This is a genomic window from Paenibacillus sp. 2KB_22 (assembly GCF_052115745.1).
GTDB lineage: Bacteria > Bacillota > Bacilli > Paenibacillales > Paenibacillaceae > Paenibacillus.
On sequence record NZ_JBFRHG010000002.1, the window covers coordinates 435,729 to 455,640 of the forward strand.

Annotated in this window: 19 protein-coding genes; 1 reads left to right on the top strand and 18 read right to left on the bottom strand. The window is 45.3% G+C overall.

The genetic code is table 11. The features are described from left to right. Position 1: 1 nt before the first annotated feature. The 14 genes from AB4111_RS12850 to metH all read right to left on the bottom strand — a co-directional run bounded on the left by AB4111_RS12850 (position 2) and on the right by metH (position 14,240). Positions 2-832 carry a hypothetical protein gene (locus AB4111_RS12850; protein ID WP_442031926.1) on the bottom strand — a complete coding sequence of 277 codons (831 nt, stop codon included), beginning with the start codon at positions 830-832 and terminating at the stop codon, positions 2-4. Beyond that, positions 829-1,542 (bottom strand): hypothetical protein, encoded by a 714-nt coding sequence (locus tag AB4111_RS12855; protein WP_442031927.1) that lies wholly within the window; start codon positions 1,540-1,542, stop codon positions 829-831. The genes AB4111_RS12850 and AB4111_RS12855 overlap by 4 nt, the downstream gene beginning before the upstream one ends. A gap of 76 nt (positions 1,543-1,618) precedes the next feature. Continuing rightward, positions 1,619-2,638: an SAF domain-containing protein gene (locus tag AB4111_RS12860; RefSeq protein WP_442031928.1), complete on the bottom strand. Its 1,020-nt coding sequence runs from the start codon at positions 2,636-2,638 to the stop codon at positions 1,619-1,621. 26 nt (positions 2,639-2,664) lie between these two features. Further along, complete coding sequence (locus AB4111_RS12865) at positions 2,665-4,143, bottom strand: serine/threonine protein kinase (protein ID WP_442031929.1); 1,479 nt, start codon at positions 4,141-4,143, stop codon at positions 2,665-2,667. A 302-nt stretch (positions 4,144-4,445) separates the two neighbouring features. Further along, positions 4,446-5,495, bottom strand: a complete 1,050-nt coding sequence (locus tag AB4111_RS12870; RefSeq protein ID WP_442031930.1) for an SAM-dependent methyltransferase — start codon at positions 5,493-5,495, stop codon at positions 4,446-4,448. Between the two features lie 6 nt (positions 5,496-5,501). After that, positions 5,502-6,275: an ABC transporter ATP-binding protein gene (locus tag AB4111_RS12875; RefSeq protein ID WP_253442638.1), complete on the bottom strand. Its 774-nt coding sequence runs from the start codon at positions 6,273-6,275 to the stop codon at positions 5,502-5,504. A 2-nt stretch (positions 6,276-6,277) separates the two neighbouring features. Then, positions 6,278-6,595 carry a thioredoxin family protein gene (locus AB4111_RS12880; RefSeq protein ID WP_253437230.1) on the bottom strand — a complete coding sequence of 106 codons (318 nt, stop codon included), beginning with the start codon at positions 6,593-6,595 and terminating at the stop codon, positions 6,278-6,280. Continuing rightward, positions 6,595-6,933, bottom strand: coding sequence for a cyclic-phosphate processing receiver domain-containing protein (locus AB4111_RS12885; RefSeq protein ID WP_017688046.1), 339 nt, complete (start codon positions 6,931-6,933; stop codon positions 6,595-6,597). The genes AB4111_RS12880 and AB4111_RS12885 overlap by 1 nt, the downstream gene beginning before the upstream one ends. A gap of 19 nt (positions 6,934-6,952) precedes the next feature. Continuing rightward, positions 6,953-7,801, bottom strand: coding sequence for a deoxyribonuclease IV (locus AB4111_RS12890; protein WP_442032762.1), 849 nt, complete (start codon positions 7,799-7,801; stop codon positions 6,953-6,955). Then, a complete protein-coding gene (locus AB4111_RS12895; RefSeq protein ID WP_442031931.1) occupies positions 7,791-8,612 on the bottom strand; it encodes an Fpg/Nei family DNA glycosylase in 822 nt (273 codons plus the stop codon). Before AB4111_RS12895 ends, AB4111_RS12890 begins: the two co-directional genes overlap by 11 nt. 6 nt (positions 8,613-8,618) lie before the next feature. Then, positions 8,619-9,428: a TIGR01457 family HAD-type hydrolase gene (locus AB4111_RS12900; protein ID WP_442031932.1), complete on the bottom strand. Its 810-nt coding sequence runs from the start codon at positions 9,426-9,428 to the stop codon at positions 8,619-8,621. An 81-nt stretch (positions 9,429-9,509) separates the two neighbouring features. Beyond that, on the bottom strand, positions 9,510-9,656 hold the full coding sequence (locus AB4111_RS12905; protein WP_442031933.1) for a hypothetical protein: 147 nt from the start codon (positions 9,654-9,656) through the stop codon (positions 9,510-9,512). Between the two features lie 128 nt (positions 9,657-9,784). Next, a complete protein-coding gene (gene rnz / locus AB4111_RS12910) occupies positions 9,785-10,723 on the bottom strand; it encodes a ribonuclease Z (protein ID WP_442031934.1) in 939 nt (312 codons plus the stop codon). A 76-nt stretch (positions 10,724-10,799) separates the two neighbouring features. Further along, positions 10,800-14,240 (bottom strand): methionine synthase, encoded by a 3,441-nt coding sequence (gene metH / locus AB4111_RS12915; RefSeq protein ID WP_253437241.1) that lies wholly within the window; start codon positions 14,238-14,240, stop codon positions 10,800-10,802. A 179-nt stretch (positions 14,241-14,419) separates the two neighbouring features. Here metH and AB4111_RS12920 point away from each other — a divergent pair, with 179 nt between their 5' ends. Next, on the top strand, positions 14,420-14,965 hold the full coding sequence (locus AB4111_RS12920) for a cupin domain-containing protein (protein WP_047843398.1): 546 nt from the start codon (positions 14,420-14,422) through the stop codon (positions 14,963-14,965). A gap of 96 nt (positions 14,966-15,061) precedes the next feature. Here AB4111_RS12920 and AB4111_RS12925 read toward each other — a convergent pair whose 3' ends face one another. From AB4111_RS12925 to AB4111_RS12940, 4 genes are all read right to left on the bottom strand, one after another. Next, a complete protein-coding gene (locus tag AB4111_RS12925) occupies positions 15,062-15,736 on the bottom strand; it encodes a GntR family transcriptional regulator (RefSeq protein ID WP_442031935.1) in 675 nt (224 codons plus the stop codon). A 102-nt stretch (positions 15,737-15,838) separates the two neighbouring features. Continuing rightward, positions 15,839-17,473, bottom strand: coding sequence for an ABC transporter substrate-binding protein (locus tag AB4111_RS12930; RefSeq protein ID WP_442031936.1), 1,635 nt, complete (start codon positions 17,471-17,473; stop codon positions 15,839-15,841). 97 nt (positions 17,474-17,570) lie between these two features. Then, positions 17,571-18,443 carry a carbohydrate ABC transporter permease gene (locus tag AB4111_RS12935; protein WP_091020710.1) on the bottom strand — a complete coding sequence of 291 codons (873 nt, stop codon included), beginning with the start codon at positions 18,441-18,443 and terminating at the stop codon, positions 17,571-17,573. A gap of 12 nt (positions 18,444-18,455) precedes the next feature. Next, positions 18,456-19,385 carry an ABC transporter permease gene (locus AB4111_RS12940; protein WP_371129062.1) on the bottom strand — a complete coding sequence of 310 codons (930 nt, stop codon included), beginning with the start codon at positions 19,383-19,385 and terminating at the stop codon, positions 18,456-18,458. Positions 19,386-19,912 lie beyond the last annotated feature (527 nt).

Below are 19,912 nucleotides of genomic sequence, written 5' to 3' on the forward strand. Positions count from 1 at the left end.
TTCAGGCTCCCCTTTCCAGCCTCTTCAGAACAGTGCGCATACCTGCACCGTCCATAATCAGGCGAGCGAGTTCACTCATGCTTGCAGCAAAGCTCCCTTTACGAATATCTTTATCCTCAGTCAAACTTTCCAATTGTAAGTACCTTGCGACATCTCGCCGATTCATTGCATCCAGATATCCGGTTGTGTACGGTATCGCAGATATCGTGCCTTTGTATCTGAACTGGCGCCGAATATTGGAAAGCGTTGCACGGGAATGCGAATCGTATTTGTTAATGACAACATGCATATTCTTATTGTTCATACGTGCTGGCAGGATCTCTTCAAAGAACAACTCCAGATTTCGCATATTTTGATCGAGATTAATGACAACATAGTCCGCTTGTTGCAGCTTGAGCTGCAAATCGACATCAGCATGATCCGCATCCAGAAGAACCAGATCATAATACTCGTTAGCTACGTTCAGCAGCCTTTTCACAGTCTCACCATGTTCCTGCGGGGAACGTTCCATCTCATCAATTCTTCCAGTTAGGAAATCAAGTCTTTCCTTCAAAAGCGGCTTGGTATAATCCCTGAGATTGTGTTTATTCAGACTTCCGCTCGAATGCAGCCGTTCAATCGCATCCCAGCCACCCTCTTCGAAGGAGAACATACAATCTGCTGAATCCGTATCTTTGGATGGTAGAGCAGCTTCTGTGCCAGTTCCGGCAAGGCCTGCATTAACAAGTAACACCCTTGTTCTGTAGTGAAGTCCCATCGCATAGGCACTAATTAATGTGCTTGAAGTGCAACCTGTTCCCGCAAAAGGGCTCCAAAAGGTAATAGTGCTCATGCTCTCATCCTCTCTGCTTCTTTCATTGCACGACGACTACGAACACTTTCCCAACCTGTTAACTGCTCAACCACACGACACAACGACTTTTTGTAATTTCGTGACAAAGGTCCAAGATGAACTCGGCGATGATGCTCATTTTCAAGCTTAACTGCCGCTGTTAACTCATCCCACGGAAGCACTAAGGATTCTCCTGTCCACACAAACGGACTGCCCTCAAGATATGCCCACAGATAACGAGCTTCAAGCTTGCAGTCAACCCCGTTAATTAAGAGCCTCTGAAATGACAGCTCACCAGGCAACGACTGTTCTTCAAGCAACCGCTTCAACCAGCCCTTGCCACGTTCCAGATTGTAACGCTCATAATCACTCACCCAGACTCTTACATCAGCGCTTAGCCAAAGGTTACGTGAAGCAAAATGTGAGGTCTCCATGTCATATAACACATAGTCATAACTGTCCAATCGCTCTCCATTTACTTCAAGATGATTCTCTACAGCTGCTGAAGTGACAAAATGACAAGCAATATCAAATCCTTCAAATTCCGTAATTCGCAAAGACTGCTGACTGTCACCTACACCGTAGCCATACTTCTGTTGTAAGGTTCCATCTACGAGCAAGACCTTGTTACCTGTCGAAGCCAATATCTTGCAAAGATATAGCATCAGATCATTCTTCTCACATAAACCCGCAAAGATCCATGTATGCATAGATGTTATAACTCCCTTCTTTCTCTTAATCTCCTTGTTATCTGAATTATCTTAAACTGAACACTCGTATTGGTCTCTATTCTCCGCCCGTTAGCAAGCTCTGCTGTTCTGTTTGTAAAACTTCAGCAGGATCATTAGCACTTCCAGAATTAGTTCCTGCTCCGTTTCCTGAACCATCATTCCACTTCACTGCATCCGATGTAGCCGGATTATTTGCTGATGGACGACTGTTATAGGTAACTGAAGATTGTGCCACATCCTGTTCAACACCTTTTGATGGAGCTGTCACGGAGGCGGCTAGTGAACTTTCAAGCGAACTTCGTACCTGTCTGGATAATTCCTGTTCCGCTCGTCGAACAATATTCGGATCACTCTCCAGCAGTTTTAACACTTCTGAATTGGCTGGATACGTCGCGATTGCAGGTGTCTGAAACTGTGGTTCTACATAGGTTAAGGCATAGATTGAAGCTTTATGTAAATAGGCATCTACAATTGCACTGGAGAGTGACAAAATTTCTTCCTCCGTCATCGTAATCCATAAGGTAGCTGCATTGAGCCGTTCCACTTTTTTCTTCGATAAGAGAACATAATCCTGCCCTGTCGGGAACTGGATACGAACATCAATAATATCTCCCTTAACAAGTGAGGACGGCAGCAATACAACTTGCAGCTCTCGATTTCTTAAATCAGGCGGAGCCGGTGTATCCTCATACACCATCTCGGTAGTAATGGCTGTTCCTTTTTTCAACTCTATTTTGGCTACTTGCCCTTCCATCTGCTTGGTACTGGACCAGAGATTTCGCGGTGCTTGTGCATCCGGAACAGAAATGAGCTTCAGATCCTCTGGTAATATCGGTTCACCTGCTTCAATATCCCGAATCGTGACCCATCCTTGTGCTCCAGAATCCCATTGTTGCTTTAATTCAGCTTCCTTTTCCTCAAATGCCGATAGATAACGGGCTTCTACAGCTGACCTGACATCACCCATCGTTTTGACATTATAAATAACATATCCTCCGAACACCAACCCTACAGCGCCTGCTCCGATAAGCCCGGCATAGATCAGTTTACGGCTTTGTTTTCTTAATTTAGACAAAAGAGGCTCTCCTTTCGTAATCTCGTCTAATCATGAACTTTCCTTCTTGAAAAGAACGAACGTTTCTTGGGCTGCTGTGTCATCATATGCGTTAAAATATGAGAAAACACTTTATCCATCTGTGCGTCCTTGTCAAAAGGGTCAATATGCAACGGCAGACCATATACACTCGATGTATCCAGAGTTTTACGAATGCGCTGAACTGCTTCAGTTGCTGCTAGGGGCAGACAATATATCCATTTCTCTTGTGGATACCGATGATGTGATCGAACAAAGGCGCCGATTTCCGCCTGTCTCCATTCGGCACCTGAGCCTATAACAATCGGCAGATCTGCACGCAGAAATTCTTCCAGCCGGTTCTGGTCCTGACCACTACCGAGGTCCATCACGATGAATTGATAGCTCCCCCCAAGCAAAGACAAAATATCTGCTCGCCCGGATTGTTTCCAATAATGCACACCATCTACTGCAAACTGTCTGCCTACCGGCACCGGTTTACCGGCTTGAGCGATTTGTTGGATTCTTGCAAAGGATTGAGAGCGAGGTGACATTTCAATCACAGCCACTTTAAAGTTTTGCCTTTCGAGATAATGACTGATAGCTATAGCGGTGTGGGTAACCCCTACACCAGATGAAGCACCAGTTATGGCAATAACTCTTGTTCCGCCATTCAGGGTCATGGTCGCATCTCCAACAGGCGTTATTCCACCGGGTATGCGGAGCAGTTCCTTCCTCACCTCATCCGCAGATTGGAAACGCTCCTCGGCATTATACCTTAACAGTCTTCTCGCCACAGGGATGTACGTCCGCGGAACATCACTCCGAATAGAGCTTTCTACACCTTGAATCCATTCCGTATACGACCCACTAGTCATAAGATATAGCAGCAATGCTCCGAGTCCATATAGATCCGAACGGGCATCGGTCTGGCCCGAGCCATACTGTTCTGGAGCGGCGAAACCAGCTGTTCCCAACTTGACAGTATCTTCGGCACTTTGCGGTTTGTAACTTCTGGCGATGCCAAAATCGATTAATCTTACTTCATGTTCGGGGGTGATCATGATATTGGATGGTTTCAGATCCCTATAGATGACAGGTGGATTCAGACTATGCAGATAACTCAACACATCCAGCAATTGAAGCACCAGCTCCGTTAACTGCTCCATCGGAATTTTCCCGCGGCACTGCTTGAAATACTCACTGAGCGTTAACCCTTCGATGTATTCCATCACCAAGTACGTGTACCCATCTTCATCCGGGACAAAAAAATCAACAATTTGCGGTAATCTTGGATGGCGGAGTGATGTCAGGAGAGCGGCCTCTGTCTCCATGCTGCCTTCATACGGCATAGCCGTTACGCTTTCTTTAATTGCCCATATCTTGCCCGGCAGCTTCAAATCCTCCGCCTCGTATACATGGCTCATTCCGCCTGTTCCCAGAATGGATACGATACGATATCTACCTCCCAGCAGGCTTCCGCGTTCCAGCCTGGCCGGATGTCTCATACCAATTCCCCCTTCAATACACAACAAAAAAGGGAAAACTTCACCGAAGAAGAACAGACCGGATATCCGGTTTCGTTCGCTTCGGGATGCTTTCCCTTAGGTTTGTTATGGTTAATATTGGTATCATTATAGTACAGGCAGGAATAGATTGTAAAGCACAAAATTTAATGTGCTTAATCGAATCAATTTCATAATACCTTTAGCTGCTTAATCAAGGCTAGATTTAGATCAAAACGGTTCAATATGTCTAGATCTAGTTACATAAATCCATTTTTAGTGAGTTATGAAATTGATTTTATCTCTTAATATTTGACCATATAGAGTGTAATCTCTTCACGGTTATGGAACAACTGCTTGGAACGTTGAATCTGCATCCGTGAACGCTCAAACGTATCGATAACATCCTTAATGAGTGCGAGCGGTTTTTTATGCAATAACTTCACGGTAACAATCGCTGTTCCCCCAGGTTGAAGACTATATAGAAGGTCTGATACAAGTCGGCTCATCAGCTTGGGACTCCAACTCATATCACATACGAGCAGATCGAATTCTCCTTCGCGAAAGCGTACATCCCCAGCATTTTTCTTCAAGAAAGTCAGTTTTGGTGATGCCAGCAGCGTTGCATCCATCTTCGCCGGATCTACTGCCGTGACTTCAAGCCCGCGTTCAAGCAGGAACGAGGTCCATCCACCTGGTGCTGCACCGATATCAAGTGCTTTATGAAATGAAGTAAAGTCAATGCCAAACGTTTGCTCGGCTTCGAGCAATTTGAACTTGGCACGCGAAATCTGTCCATCTTCTTTTTGGAAACGTACGGCTCCCCCGCTCCAGTCTGACAGGTTCTGTTCAGGTCTGGATACGCCAGCATACAACATATCATTCGCAGCAAATACGGAAATGACATATTCAGCATCACGTACAACCCATTCACATCCGAGTTCATCCAGCTTTTCAGTCAGCAATTGCTTCAATGAGGCTGCATTTTCTTGCCAAAAGGCCCCTTCTGTCTTCCGCACCTGTAGTACGACAGAAGCACCCGTCAGCTCTTTATGATTCAACACAAATGCAATCAATTTCTCAATAGACTGCTCCGAATCTTCTGTATTCTCCTGAAACTGAACAGGCTGGATATGACGTAAAAACGTTGGATAATCTTCCAGCAGTTTACCTGCAACTTCTTCCTCCGCTACAGGCAGACCCGCAAGCAAAATTTCTCCCGGTACGAGTACTGTGCTCTTAACCGCACCAAACGTACGGCGTAATTCTTCCTGTGCATAAGGGGCAAAGCCATGATTGGCTGTGCAGATAAAACGGGAGAAGTTGCCTTCTTCCCAAGACGATTGTGTACTCAAATTGTGTTACCCTCCAGAACGTACGCGTATCCACGGACGACCGTCATCCCACTGGATATCGACCGGGACATCGTACGTATGCTTAATTGTGTCTTGTGTCAAAACTTCATGCTTGGGGCCAGCCGCCGCAATGCGTCCATCGCGGATCAAGGCCACATGCGTAAATAAAGGGACGATCTCTTCAACATGGTGTGTTACATACACCACTGTAATGTTACGCTGGCGCAGACGATCAATCTCAGCCAGCATTTTCTCCCGTTCATATAAGTCTAGCCCGGCACAAGGCTCATCCATAATCAGCAGTTTTGGTTCAGCCATTAATGAACGAGCAAGCATGACTTTTTTACGTTCCCCTTGGGATAACGTACCAAGCGGGTTGTTGGCCAAGTTGGCAAAGCCCATGTCATCTAGCAAACTCATTGCCTTTGCTTTTACTTCATCAGGAATGGTCTGATAAAAACGCAAAAAAGCATAAGCTCCTGTAGCCACGACTTCCCATACCGGATCTCTGGGTGTGAGTTTCTCAATCAACGTTTGGCTGATATAACCGATTTCCTTACGTACTTCCCTGACGTCACATTGCCCATACAGATTACCGAGTACTTCAATGCGTCCCTGGCTTGGAAACATATATCCGTTCATCATTTCCAGCAACGTTGTTTTGCCAGAACCATTCCGACCCAGAATAACCCAATGTTCGTTTTGTTCAATGCGCAGATGCACGTTATCCAGAATTTGATTCTCTTCTCGTCTAAGTGAGACATGTTCCATTGAGATTATACTCATTTAAGCACCGCTTTCCGGATCTCCGAGAGTAAATGCTCCACAGAGCTCATCCGATAAACCATCTTTGGAACATCTTGCTGGCCGTCAAACAACATCACGGCTGGTACGCTTGAAATTTGAAATTGTTGTACAAGTTCAGGAATGTCATGGATGTTCATTTCGGATAAAATACCTTCTGGCAGCATGTGCTCAACAACCTCTAACATACGCCGTGCAGCCGAACATGTCCCACATAAAGGGGTGTATATAAACACAGCTTGTGGCATGCCTTCCCATACGCCGCGCATTAACATTTTGGATGTAATTGGCTTCATTAACTTTCTTCTCCCGCAGCAACACGCAGCATAACCTCGCCCGTCATTGGACCATTATGAATGGTTACCGAATCGGGTTTATTGCTATATAACATCTCGTACATCTGGCGTTTCCCAAACATACTGGACGTATGCAAATAGATTTCACGCGGAAATAAACCTTCTCGAACAATGGATGCCGCAACCTCACCGCCATTCGGCGAGTCCGGACCAAGCTCATAATCCAGAGACAAAATGTCCACGTCACCTTCTCTTAGCAGCATCAGGCACTCTTCTGCATTCGTTGCCAGAACAAATCCTTTCGGACATGCCCGATAGTCATCCAAAAAAACATGCATACAATCGCTCCTCTCCCCATTATAACCAGGAACGCATGAGCGCTATATCATCACGGTGCGTTCCATCTTCGCCCGTTTCTGTCTCGAGCACAACAACCGCCTTTTGGAATTCAGGCGCATTTATTAATGTTTTCAGTGATTCATTTCCGATATATCCCTGTCCGATCCTCGCATGTCTATCCTTACACGAACCAGACGCATATTTGGAATCATTAAAATGTACAGCAGCAACATCATCCCAGTATCCGAGCACCCTGCCTTTATCGAGCATCTCTGATTCGTTGCCTGACGACCACATACCTGAAGCAAAAGCATGGCATGTGTCAAAACAAAATGCAATATGCTCCGGATATCGGCTCAATTTGCGAATCTGTATCATTTCTTCCATTGTCGTGCCCATGGGGCCATGATCACCTGCCTGATTCTCAAGCAGCACCTTCGAATGACCACTCCAATTCTCCAAGGCGGTATCCAGACAATGAATGAGGTTCTGATAACCCTCCAGCGGATCGTCTGTTTTGATATGTCCAAAATGGACCACCGTCCCAACAGAACCGCAAGCATTCGAAATTTCAAGATCATTGCGAATAGAAGCTATTGCAGCATGAAACCCCGCCTCTCCACGGGTCATGCCCAATGCCGGATTCGTAGGATAGGGTGAATGAGCAATCGAAGCCAGTCCATGCTGTTCACACCAATCCCTGCACTGTTCAGCATCCTTGAGATCCAGACTCTTCAGACCAAGACTACGCGGGTTCTTCGGAAAATACTGAAACGCCGTTGCCCCCATCGCATGTGCTCTCTTGGCTGCCTGAAGAAATCCACCTCTCGTGCTGACATGTGCCCCGATTCCGGTGTTAGGCATCATGCTGACATTTCGGACAGAAGAATGCCTTCTTGCCCGTAATTTCCACTCGTTCAATCGTTCCCCCGCAGCGCGGACAAGTCTCGCCTTCCCGATCGTACACTCGACATTGCTCGTCGAAGCTTCCGGTCTTCGTATCCCCTTGCATCAGTGGCATTTCCATATAACCACCTTCAGAAGCTGCTTCGCGCAACACGGACTGCATCGAATGGAACAAGCGCTCCGTCAGTTCAGGTGAAGTTGCGATGTTCTGCGTTTTGGAGCTTGGTCTCAGACCCGCAGCAAACGCAATCTCATCCGAATAACAGTTGCCAATCCCTGCTATGATATGCTGATTAACCAACGTTGTCTTGAGTGTACCCCGACGACCTTTCAACAGAGAAGCAAAACGTTCCACGTTCATCCGTCGATCCAAAGGTTCCGGTCCTAGATCGGACATTGCCGCTTCGGTTTCTTTTGAAGTAAGTAGATGTAAATACCCCAAGCGCAGGCCAATAAAGAATAAAATGTGATCTCCAAACTGGATTTCCACCTGTGTGGAACGATCGGGGCGTTCCTCTTCCGTGCCCCAGAAAATCATACCACCCAACATGAGGTGCAGCACCAGACGTTTGCCATTAGCCAGGTGGAAAATCAAATGCTTCGCTCGGCGCTCAACAAATATGATGCGATTGCCTGTAAGTTCATTGAAGAACACATCAGGCTCCGTATTTATCGTTTTATCGCGGTTAATTACAACACCTGTAATCGGTAGATCAAGTATTTTCTCGGACAACAAGGTCCGGTAATTTTCCATTTCCGGCAGTTCCGGCATCGTACATTACCCCTTTTTGGAAGTTTGGTCTGTCTCTTGCGACAGCCACTCCATCAATTTATGCAAATCTTCAAACACATGATCAGGTCGAGCCTTGGCTGCTTGAATGTGTCCATCCATATTATCCCGTGTTGTCACACCGGTAAGTACCAGCAACGTCTCACATCCTGCTGCAACTCCAGCTGCAATATCGGTTCGCATATTGTCTCCGATCACTGCCACTTCATGAGACGCCAGGTTCAGCCGGCTAATAGCTGACTTCATTATAACACTGGATGGCTTGCCTATAACTGTAGGACGAACTCCGGTTGCGGCTTCAATTGCTGCTCCAATCGTTCCCGCCCCAGGCGTCAGTCCATCATCGGAAGGAAGCTGCAGATCCGGGTTGGTCATGATGAATTTTGATCCCGCATTAATCCACCTTAGCGCCTTGGTCAGTTTAGAATAGGAAAATTCACGATCAATCCCCTGTATCACGTAATCAGGTGCATCTTCTGTCAACTTTAGTCCAGCTTCTTCTATGGCTTGCAGCAGTCCTGCTTCACCAATACATGCCACTTTTGCACCCGGGGACTCTTCGGCAACGTATTCAGCAGCAGCCACAGCAGAAGTACACACTTGAGACGCATCGGCAGGTATGCCCATCCCGTTCAGATGATCTGCCACACCTTGTGGTGTGCGAGAAGAATTATTGGTTACGAATAAATACGGCTTTCCTAGCTCTTGCAGTGTTCGAATAAGCTGATCGGCTCCTTCGATACGATGTCTGCCATGATAGAGCGTACCATCCAAGTCAATCAGATAGGCCTTAATCACACACAGCACTTCCTTTCTTTATTCCATTAACGTTTCATGTCCTTAATCATTTACCTTGAACTTGACCGCGAACCTATGTATTCAGGCAAAAAATAATGGCTTGCTGACATGTGCATGTAACAAGTCGAACCGAATCGAACACAGACGGTTTAACTCGCGCGTCTTCTGTACAAGCTTGTCATTTCCTGCGCTTTCCCGGAAAATAATTTGAATCATTTCCCTCTTCATATTGCCCATCCTACACGCTTTCTGACCAGATTGCAAAAGGGACCGCGGGAGTTCCTCTCCCTCAGTCCCGTGCAATTACCCGGTTCTTTATATGACGTGTTTAGCCGTGCACTGAATCGCATTCCTGGTTAAGATTCTTGCTTGCGATGCACGACAGGAATAAGCTGGTGTTCGTTTGCAAGCCTAGTATTCGGGAATACGGACTGTGCCTCTTCCAAAAGTGGCAGCAGTTGATCCTCATCCTTGTAACGTGAGCTAAAGTGAGTCATGATTAGTTGCCCAACATTGGCTGCTCTAGCCGCTTCTGCCGCTTGTTTTGAAGTACTATGATAGTACTCATGTGCTGTATCGGCCAGATCATGCATGAATGTAGCTTCATGCACAAGTACATCTGCATTGATGGAAAGAGGCTGTACATTGTCACATGGACGTGTATCACCCAATATGGTGATCACCATGCCCCGTTTTGGCGCGCCCAATACATCTTCTGGACGAAGCGAATCACCGTTATCCAGCGTAATGGTTTCTCCACGTTTCAGCCGCCCGAACAATGGGCCTGGTTTCAAACCGTATTCCGCCAGTTTGGCTGGGTCCAGGCTTCCTGGACGATCTTTTTCCGTAATCCGGTATCCGTAGCTGTCAATCCGATGCTCAAGCAAAGCAGCTTCCACGATAAAACTGTCATCTTCAAACAGGACGCCACCCGTATGTTCCACGATATTCAACTCATAGTTGACCCGTGATTGGCTAAGCTCCATGGTTGTACTGATCATTCGTTCCATACCTGGAGGACCATATACCGTTAATGGTGTTGTGCCACCTTGGTAAGCTCTGCTCGAAAGCAGTCCCGGAAGTCCAAATACATGATCACCATGCAGGTGAGTAATGAATATTTTCTCCAATTTGCTTAGTTTAAGCGGAGAACTTAAAATCTGATGCTGCGTTCCTTCCCCGCAGTCAAACAACCACAAAGCTCTGCGCTCATCCAACATGCGTAGCCCAATGGAAGTTACATTCCGTTGAAGCGTAGGTACACCAGCATTAGTTCCCAGGAAATATAGTTCCATTCTGGATCGCACCTCTTTCTGTTGCCAGCAAAAAACCTCCGACAATGCGGAGGGCTTTGCCTGACACTCAACTGATTTATGCCTTTTCTACGTTAAAATACTTCGCTTGCGGATGGCTGAATACCATCGCTGATACGGATGCTTCAGGTTCCATCATGAAACCTTCCGTCAATTCCACACCGATATCCTCAGGCTGTAACAACTTGAACAGCGGTCCTTGGTCTTCCAGATCCGGACAAGCCGGATATCCAAAGGATACCCTGATCCCTTGATAGCGTGCACCGTGACGCTGCTTCATGGTCATCTGGGCAGAATCTGGGAACCCCCAGATATCTCTCATCATATGATGCACACGCTCAGCTAATCCCTCTGCTACTTCGAGCGCTACGGATTGAAGAGCATGCGAGCGAAGATAATCCCCTTGATCTTTCCACGCCGTGGATAGTTCACGCACACCGTGTCCGGCAGTAACAACCATAAAGCCAACGTAATCCATTTGACCGGATTCAACAGGTTTCAGGAAGTCGGACAGGCACAGGAACGGCTCGACTTTTTGACGTGGGAACGTAAATGTATGCAAAATATTGCTCGTGTCCTTTGGATCATAAATAATGATGCTGTTACCACTGGACTGAGCCGGGAAGAAACGATACATGGCATGCGCCTGAATAATCCCGTCACGAACAGCCTCTTGCATGATATCATCCACGACTGCTTTCAGGTCGGTAGCCTTTTTATCACCTGAAGCAAGCAGTTGTTCAACTGAACCGCGCAACCCTAAATGATGTCCAAGCAGCATCTGCATGTTCACGTATGGCAGAATATGTGATAACGGATAGTTGCGCATCGTATGTCGCTCCAGATCCGGCGGTACAAGAACCGGATTATCTACAGCAATATCCGAACGCTCCACTCGTGTAAGCTCTGGAAGTGCCTGAACAGCTACAGCACCTGAAGCATCCGCTTCTTTCTCGGCTTCCATCTCCAGTTGCATCGCTTCCCGTGTAACGGGATTCATCAATTTGTTCGCCAGATCCAGACCATCCATCGCGTCTTTGGCATATACAACCATTCCATTATACTCAGGACGGATACGGTTTTTGGTGAATTTACGTGTTAGCGCCGCTCCGCCAACCATAATAGGTACATCAATACCTGCTGTTCGTAAATCCTGAGCGGTAAGAATCATCTGCTGGGCTGATTTTACCAATAACCCCGAGAGGCCGATTGCATCGACTTTCTCTTCTCGGTAAGCCTCAATGATACGTTCTGGTGGTACTTTTATACCCAAATTAATGATCCGGTAACCGTTATTGGACAGGATGATCTCTACCAGGTTCTTCCCGATGTCATGCACATCGCCCTTAACTGTAGCCAGAATGATCTTGCCTTTAACCGAAGTCTCATTCTTCTCCATGAATTGCTCCAGATATGCTACAGAAGCCTTCATAACCTCCGCACTCTGCAACACCTCAGCTACAATCAACTCATTGTTGTTAAAGAGACGACCTACTTCCTCCATCCCCCGCATAAGTGGACCGTTAATCACTTGAAGTGCTGTGTATTTGGCCAGTGCCTGTTCGAGATCTGGCAGTAATCCTTCTTTGCTTCCTTCGACAACATATGAAGCGAGACGCTCTTCTAATGAAAGGTTCGAGATTTTTTCCTTCTTCTCCACCTTCTTGTTACGGAATGCCGCTACGAATGCCGCCAGTGTATCATCGTTCGTGTTATATAAAAGCTCTTCCGAGAGCCTGCGTTCTTCTTCAGGAATGGACGCATAACGCTCCAGTTTCTCTGTGTTCACGATGGCATAATCGAGACCTGCTTTGGTACATTCATACAAGAATACAGAGTTCAGCACTTCACGGCCTGCTTCAGGCAGTCCGAATGAAATGTTACTGATCCCGAGTATCGTATGACATTCAGGCATCGCTTCCTTGATCACTCTTATACCTTCAATGGTTTCTTTGGCTGAACCGATGTACTGTTCATCTCCTGTACCTACCGGGAACACCAACGTATCGAAAATGAGGTCTTCTGGTTTGAGTCCATATTTGTTCACCAGCAGATCATAAGAGCGCTTGGCTACGTCGAGCTTGTCCTCCCGACTAATCGCCTGCCCCCGTTCATCAATCGTTCCGACAACAACCGCACCACCATATTTATGGAGCAACGGCGTGATCAGCTCAAATTTCTCTTCGCCATCCTCAAGGTTAATGGAGTTAATTATCGCTTTACCTTGCGAGTACTGAAGAGCCAAATCGATTACTGAAGCATCTGTCGTGTCGATCATGAGCGGAACCTTTACTTTTTTTACAACCAGCTCAAGGAACTTCACCATGTCTTCGGACTCTTCACGGTCTGGGTCTTGTACACACACATCGACAATGTGGGCTCCATTTTTCACTTGAGCACGGGCAATTTCCGAAGCTTCTTCATATTTGCCTTCTACAATGAGTCGTTTGAATTTCCGTGATCCCAGCACGTTCGTACGTTCTCCGACCATATATGGGCGATTGTCTTGTTCGATGTAAATCGGTTCTATACCTGACAATGCTGGTGGATGTGTTCCGTTCATTTCTCTTGGGGGGTACTGGGCAAGTGTATCGCGCATAGCCCGAATATGTGCAGGGGTTGTCCCGCAACATCCACCAGCAATATTCAACCAGCCCTGTTCGGCAAAAGCACCAATTTTCTGAGCAAGCGAGTCTGGTGACTCATGGTAGTTACCGTTCTCATCCGGAAGACCCGCGTTCGGGTAACAACTAACGGCAACCGATGCCATTCCAGAAAGCGAACGAATGTGGTCACGCATGAACTCCGGACCCGTAGCGCAGTTTAGCCCTACCGAAATTGGGTTAAGGTGTTCTAAGGATATATAAAAGGATTCGATGTTCTGACCCGCAAGGGTCGTTCCCATCGGTTCGATCGTTCCTGATATCATCAGGGGCAGTGTAACGCCACTCTGTTCGAAGGCCTGCTGAATTCCAATGCTGCCTGCTTTTACATTGAGGGTATCCTGTGAGGTTTCAAGCAGTAGCGCATCAACGCCTCCCTCTATTAAAGCAAGCGCTTGCTCCAAATAACTGTCGATAAGTTCCTGGAACGTTACTCCTCCAGTTACAGACAGTGTTTTGGTTGTAGGTCCCATCGCACCTACCACATAACGTGGAGATTCCGGTGTAGAGAAACGATCAACCGCAGCTTTCGCAATTCTGGCTGCTTCCAGGTTGATCTCGCGTGCCCGATCCTGAATATCGTATTCAGCAAGCACGACCGATGTCGCACCAAATGTATTGGTTTCAATTAAATCGGCGCCAGCCTCCAGATATTCTTCATGAATGCGCTGGATCAGTTCTGGACGAGTAAGCACTAACATTTCATTACATCCATCCAAATCTTCACCGCCAAAATCTTCGCCAGTCAGATCAACTTGTTGAATCATGGTCCCCATTGCACCGTCGAGGATTAATATTCGTTGTTTTAATGCATCGTGTAGACTAATCTTATCCAATATCTTCACCCCCGCAAAACGTTAAATCTTAGTTTAACAGAAACTAACTTAATGTGAAAGATCGGGTTTGCTCCCGAAAGATGGCGGGTTTGCACGAATATGAACGGAATTTGAGAATCGACAAAAACAGAGCAATCCGATATACTTCAATTAAACCAAGTGGAAAAGAGGGAAAGAACATGGCTGAAATTGTTATCCGAAATACGAACGAACGCATCACTGGTGACGAAAATGTTCGAAATTTTTTGAACAAATACGAAGTATTATATGAGAAGTGGGACGCCTCCAAACTGAACACTGATCTGCAAAATAACTTTGGATTAACAGATGAACAGAAAACCGAGGTTTTGGAAACATACGATTATGAAATCAGAGATCTGGCTGCACGTCGCGGATACCAAATCTGGGATGTCATCACGTTGTCCGAACAAACACCAGATATCGAAGAAAAGCTGGCCAAGTTCGAAGAGATCCACACCCACGCTGAAGATGAGATCCGTGCGATTGTCGCTGGTAAAGGAATCTTTGTTATCAAAGCTACGGATGATGTAGGTTACTTTAATGTAGAATTGTCTCCTGGAGACGTCATCTCTGTACCTGAGAATACACCGCACTTCTTCACCTTAATGGAGAACAAACAAATTATCGCTGTACGTCTGTTCATCGAAAAAGATGGCTGGATTGCAGATCCGTACCCTGATCCTACATTTATCAAACAAGCCTAACACTCTCGTGTTACAACTTGCTTAACCAAAACCCCTGTTCAATTGAACAGGGGTTTTCGCATATGCATATGGAGAGTATTATACAACATCGGTGCATTATATAAAATAATGCGGGTATTTCGCTTTTATCGATTCCTGTTCAATCACAACCAGTCTAAGATGAGCTTCCATCACCTGAACAGCCTGTTCCGTTTTACGCTCTGTGATAAGCCGATATATATCTTTGTGTTGGGAGATAATGACCTCCAGATTGGAGTCCTCCGCTAGACGTAACAAACGCAACCGATTAAACGGAATATTCAGTTGTTGCAACATTTTCCATGTTCTCAGCTTACCCGTGCCCTGGAACAAAATCTGATGAAACTCTTCATCCAGCTCAAAAAGACGATAGAAATTGTTTTTTCCTATACAAACTTCCTGCATTGCAATGTTGGTTTCAAGTCGAAATCTGAACTCTTCAGGAAAAGAAACACAAGCCAACGTCACGATTTCCTTCTCCATCTTCTCCCGCATAAACCTGCCTTCTTCCACATGCTCCAGATTAATATGAGAGACGATCGTTCCACTCTGGGGAATAATGTCCAGCAGTTCTTCTTCAGCAAGCTTCATGAATGCTTCTCTCACGGGGGTTCTGCTCACCTGCAGTTCATCTGCAATCTCTTTCTCCGAAATCTTGGTACCTGGCTTAAGTTCCAGATGGAGAATTCGTTCTTTTAACAGGTTATATGAATATGCCCGGGTCGAGCCTCTAATTTTTTGATTAAGTGACATGCCTAGACCTCTTTCTATCAGCCGTATTCATTTATCTTAGCACAAATTACCGTTCCACTTATATATCGGAGTGAAACGGTAATCTGGCCAACATTAACTATGTTATTGCTTATTTTCTTTGTACGCTTTGTACGTGTCATTTGCCAGCTTCAGATAATTGGATAGACCCTGACTGTCAAGTTCTTTGGCAAAAGTATCGAATTCAGACAAGTTCCGTTCACCCAAGATAAATTTAAGTGTATTCTGATCAGAGTAGTCTTTCAATGGCGTACTCAGAAGAGTCACCCGTTCACGGTCCTCTGAAGAGTAAGGAATCGGTGGTTCTGCCGGGATCACTTCCTTGATATCCTTCATGTCTTGCTGGAATTTCAACTCTTCTTCACTAAACATCGATTGCAGCAGATCTGTGGTACCGCCGTAGGCAAATACACCGCCTGAGAAGCCAAAGTCAATACGCAGATCCTTCGTGCCTTTCGGATTCAAGCCATTGTAGTTCACGTCTTCTGCCAATTTACGTGTTCCGCCCTCTTTGGTAAATGTTTCGCCTTCAACACCCCATTTGGCAAACTCTTGACCCTCATCACTGTAGTATAACCAATCAATAAATTGCATAATGGCTTTGAAGTTTTCGCTTTTTTGAATTTTTCCGGATATCATGACACCGTTTTCAAGTCTGGAGCCTGACATTAATTGGCCTTTTGGTCCACCAGGAACTGTAATCTTCTCAACTGAGAATTTGCCCTCTCCCAACGTTTTGTTCATATCATTTCGGTGCAGCACCAGCGTTTGGGAATTGCCGTTAATCATAAAAGATTTGCCGGATACAAATTTCTGTATTGCCTGATCGTCATCCTGTGTAAAACTTTCTTTGTCCAGCAATCCTTCAGATACCAACTTGTTAAAGTAGGTCAACAGCTCTTTGTATTCTGGTGTTGTAGCCGTGTATACGAATTCATCCTGATCTTCTTTATACGTCAATCCATTACCAAAACCCCATCCAGCCTTGGTACCAAAACCGGTAGCAGCGATGTTCAATGTACTATTGAATTTAAATCCATCCGAAAATGGAATGGAATCCGGGTAGATTTCTTTCAGCTTTTTGGCTGCATCATACAATTCGTCCCATGTCGTCGGGATGGCGATGTTATTTTCTTCAAAAACATCCGTTCTTACCAGTAATGTATAATCCGGCCATACTTCTTCATGCAGACCCGGGAGCACATAGTACTTTCCATCTTCTTGCCGAAGTCCTTCCAGTTCATCTTCCAAACCCCATTTTTCCACTTTATCCTTGAAGTTCGGCATCAAATCAATGTAATCACTAATGGGCAAGACCGCACCGGAAGATACAAATGCAGATTCTTCACCAGGATAGGTTTTGGGAATAATCAGCGGTGCATCGCCTGAACTGATTAGAAGGGATCTCTTCTGAGAGTAGTCACTCATGGGAACAATCGTTGGCTCAAGCGTAACACCCGTCAGTTCGGTAATTTTATCGAAAAGTAACCAGTCTTTTTTATAAGGATAAATAGGATGATCACTGTATAGTATGGATAGATTAAACGGCTCAGTTGCCTTGAATGTGTCACCTACATTGTACGTCTCCATCGCTGCCTTGGTTTGAACTTCCGTGACGTCACCTCCAGCTCCAGTACCGCTGCTACATGCTGCCAGAACAACGCTCATCATTGTTGCCATCACCATTTTACCAACAAACTTACGTGGCTTTTGATTCATTTAGGTTATCCCCCTGAATTTGGTTTAGGTTGACCTTGCCTTAAACTTTAAACAACCTCTAAAAGTTAATCATGTGAATCACTCTAGCTGATGCGCATTACTGTTTAACAGACCCTAACATGATACCGGTTACAAAGTACCTTTGAACAAATGGATAGATAGTGAGTATCGGCAAGATGGTGAGTACCATCGTTACTGACTTAATATTGGCAGCAATCTGTGTCAGGTTATCAGCTGAGGTTGCACCGGCAGTAGCCCCGCTTGTCGCTCCTGCAATCATATTGCGCAGATAAATGGTGACCGGGAACAGTTCTTTTTTGTCCAAATACAGAAAGGCTGGGAACCAGGAATTCCAATGGCCCACTGCGTAGAACAGTACCATCGTTGCCATAACAGCTTTACTCAGCGGCAAAATAATACGTAACAAGATTCCGTAGGTGTTCAAACCATCAATGGAGGCAGCTTCCTCCAGTTCTTCAGGCATATTTTCAAAAAATGATTTCATGATCAGCATGTTGTATATGCTAATTGCGCCAGGAACAACGAGTGCCCACATGGTGTTGTTGAACCCAAGGGAATTAATCAACACATAGTTTGGAATCAATCCACCACTGAAGAACATGGTGAATACGGCGAACATTGTCAGAAACTTGCGACCCATTAATCTCTTTTTGGACAGGGCATATGCGAAAATAGTCGTCATGAACATGGAGATTAACGTACCTACCACGGTGTAGATAATCGTATTTTTATAATTCGTCCAGAACATGCTGTCACGCGAGATGGTCTTATACGTCTCCACATTGAATCCTCTTGGGAACAGACTAACCTTGCCCGAATTAATATAGGACTCACTACTGAAGGATTGTGCCACGACATTTAAGAATGGATAGAGCGTTATAAATACCACGAACAGCAGAAAGATAACATTGAATACTTTAAATACCTTGTAAGATCTGGATTCCTGCATGATGCTCCTCCTTTACCATAAGCTTCTTTGTGTCAGTCTGCGTGAGATGGCATTAACGGAGAACACCAGAATCAGACCGATCAGCGATTCGAACAAGCCAATTGCGGTAGCATAACTGAAGTTACTGGATTCCAGTCCGACCCGATACAGGTAAGTGGAGATCACATCAGACGTCTCATAGATCAGCGGGTTGTACAAGAGTAAGATCTTTTCAAATCCAACAGCCAAGAAATTACCCATGTTCAAAATTAATAATGTCACAATCGTTGGCAAGATCCCTGGTATCGTTACATGAATCGTTTGCTTCCAGCGATTGGCACCATCAATACGCGCAGCCTCATACAAAGAATCATCAATAGTAGTGAGTGCAGCCAGATACAGAATCGCTCCCCAACCCATACCCTGCCATACCTCGGAAGTAATATAGATTGTTCTGAACCACTCCGCCCGCTGCATAAAAGGAATATTGTCTCCGGTGAAGAATGCCACAAGTCCATTAATGGAACCATTCACTGCTGTCAGCTGCAGGATCATACCCGCTACGATAACGATGGACAGAAAATGAGGCAGATAAGACGCAGTTTGTACAAACTTTTTGAATCGTTTACTCTTCACTTCGTTAAGCATCAAGGCAAAAATGATTGGAACCGGGAATGTAAAGAGCAACGCGAGTCCGCCCAACATCAGCGTGTTACCGAATACTCTCCAGAAGGTAGGGTCCTCAATGAACATTTTGAAGTATCTTAATCCAACCCACGTTTCTCCAAATATACTTCCCCCGGGAACAAAGCGTCTGAACGCAATCACATTACCGATCATCGGCCCATATTTAAAAATAAGGAGATAGATGATGGGAAGGATTAATAGTGAATACAACTGCCAGTCTTTGCGGAACAAGGTTGCTGCCGTTCGTAATCTGCTTTCTTTACGTAAAGATGTCATGGTTAACGTTGTTTTAGCGGTTTCCGACTCCATGTGTTTTCACTCCAATCCAGAACTTGATAGATATAGACTGTTTCATGGGCAATTCCCATCGCTTCTTTTTGTAGAAGACAACCAATCCTTCAACTTCACCCCCACTACGAAATAGATAACAGCTGAATGTAAGCGATATCATTTTAATGTGTTATGTAAAACCACACAATCCAAGGTGCTTCACCTCATGAATTAGCACTTGATAATTGGTGTGATCTCCAAATCGAAAGAAGGTCTCCGAAGTGTATAAAGCGCTTACAATAAACCAAAAATAATTAGCAACAACTCCTGCTTCCATTCAAATGAATTAAGTCAAAAGAAATTGCTTAGGACAATCTAAATACTAGTCATACTAGTATGTTAGTTATATTCTAATCCAGCTTCCCCCTAATTTCAATAACTTTTAGCAAAATATATGGAAATCTCATTTAACAAGGTTATTTAGTCAATATGCTCAAATAAAAAAACATTGGTAACTTCAAGAACGATATCAT

Excerpts from the sequence above, each read along its gene's own strand:
- AB4111_RS12850 (WP_442031926.1), bottom strand. The coding sequence starts at position 832 with ATGAGCACTATTACCTTTTGGAGCCCTTTTGCGGGAACAGGTTGCACT.
- AB4111_RS12855 (WP_442031927.1), bottom strand. The coding sequence starts at position 1,542 with ATGCATACATGGATCTTTGCGGGTTTATGTGAGAAGAATGATCTGATG.
- AB4111_RS12865 (WP_442031929.1), bottom strand. The coding sequence starts at position 4,143 with ATGAGACATCCGGCCAGGCTGGAACGCGGAAGCCTGCTGGGAGGTAGA.
- AB4111_RS12880 (WP_253437230.1), bottom strand. The coding sequence starts at position 6,595 with ATGAAGCCAATTACATCCAAAATGTTAATGCGCGGCGTATGGGAAGGC.
- AB4111_RS12885 (WP_017688046.1), bottom strand. The coding sequence starts at position 6,933 with ATGCATGTTTTTTTGGATGACTATCGGGCATGTCCGAAAGGATTTGTT.
- AB4111_RS12890 (WP_442032762.1), bottom strand. The coding sequence starts at position 7,801 with ATGATGCCTAACACCGGAATCGGGGCACATGTCAGCACGAGAGGTGGA.
- AB4111_RS12895 (WP_442031931.1), bottom strand. The coding sequence starts at position 8,612 with ATGCCGGAACTGCCGGAAATGGAAAATTACCGGACCTTGTTGTCCGAG.
- AB4111_RS12905 (WP_442031933.1), bottom strand. The coding sequence starts at position 9,656 with ATGAAGAGGGAAATGATTCAAATTATTTTCCGGGAAAGCGCAGGAAAT.
- rnz (WP_442031934.1), bottom strand. The coding sequence starts at position 10,723 with ATGGAACTATATTTCCTGGGAACTAATGCTGGTGTACCTACGCTTCAA.
- AB4111_RS12920 (WP_047843398.1), top strand. The coding sequence starts at position 14,420 with ATGGCTGAAATTGTTATCCGAAATACGAACGAACGCATCACTGGTGAC.
- AB4111_RS12925 (WP_442031935.1), bottom strand. The coding sequence starts at position 15,736 with ATGTCACTTAATCAAAAAATTAGAGGCTCGACCCGGGCATATTCATAT.
- AB4111_RS12930 (WP_442031936.1), bottom strand. The coding sequence starts at position 17,473 with ATGAATCAAAAGCCACGTAAGTTTGTTGGTAAAATGGTGATGGCAACA.
- AB4111_RS12935 (WP_091020710.1), bottom strand. The coding sequence starts at position 18,443 with ATGCAGGAATCCAGATCTTACAAGGTATTTAAAGTATTCAATGTTATC.
- AB4111_RS12940 (WP_371129062.1), bottom strand. The coding sequence starts at position 19,385 with ATGACATCTTTACGTAAAGAAAGCAGATTACGAACGGCAGCAACCTTG.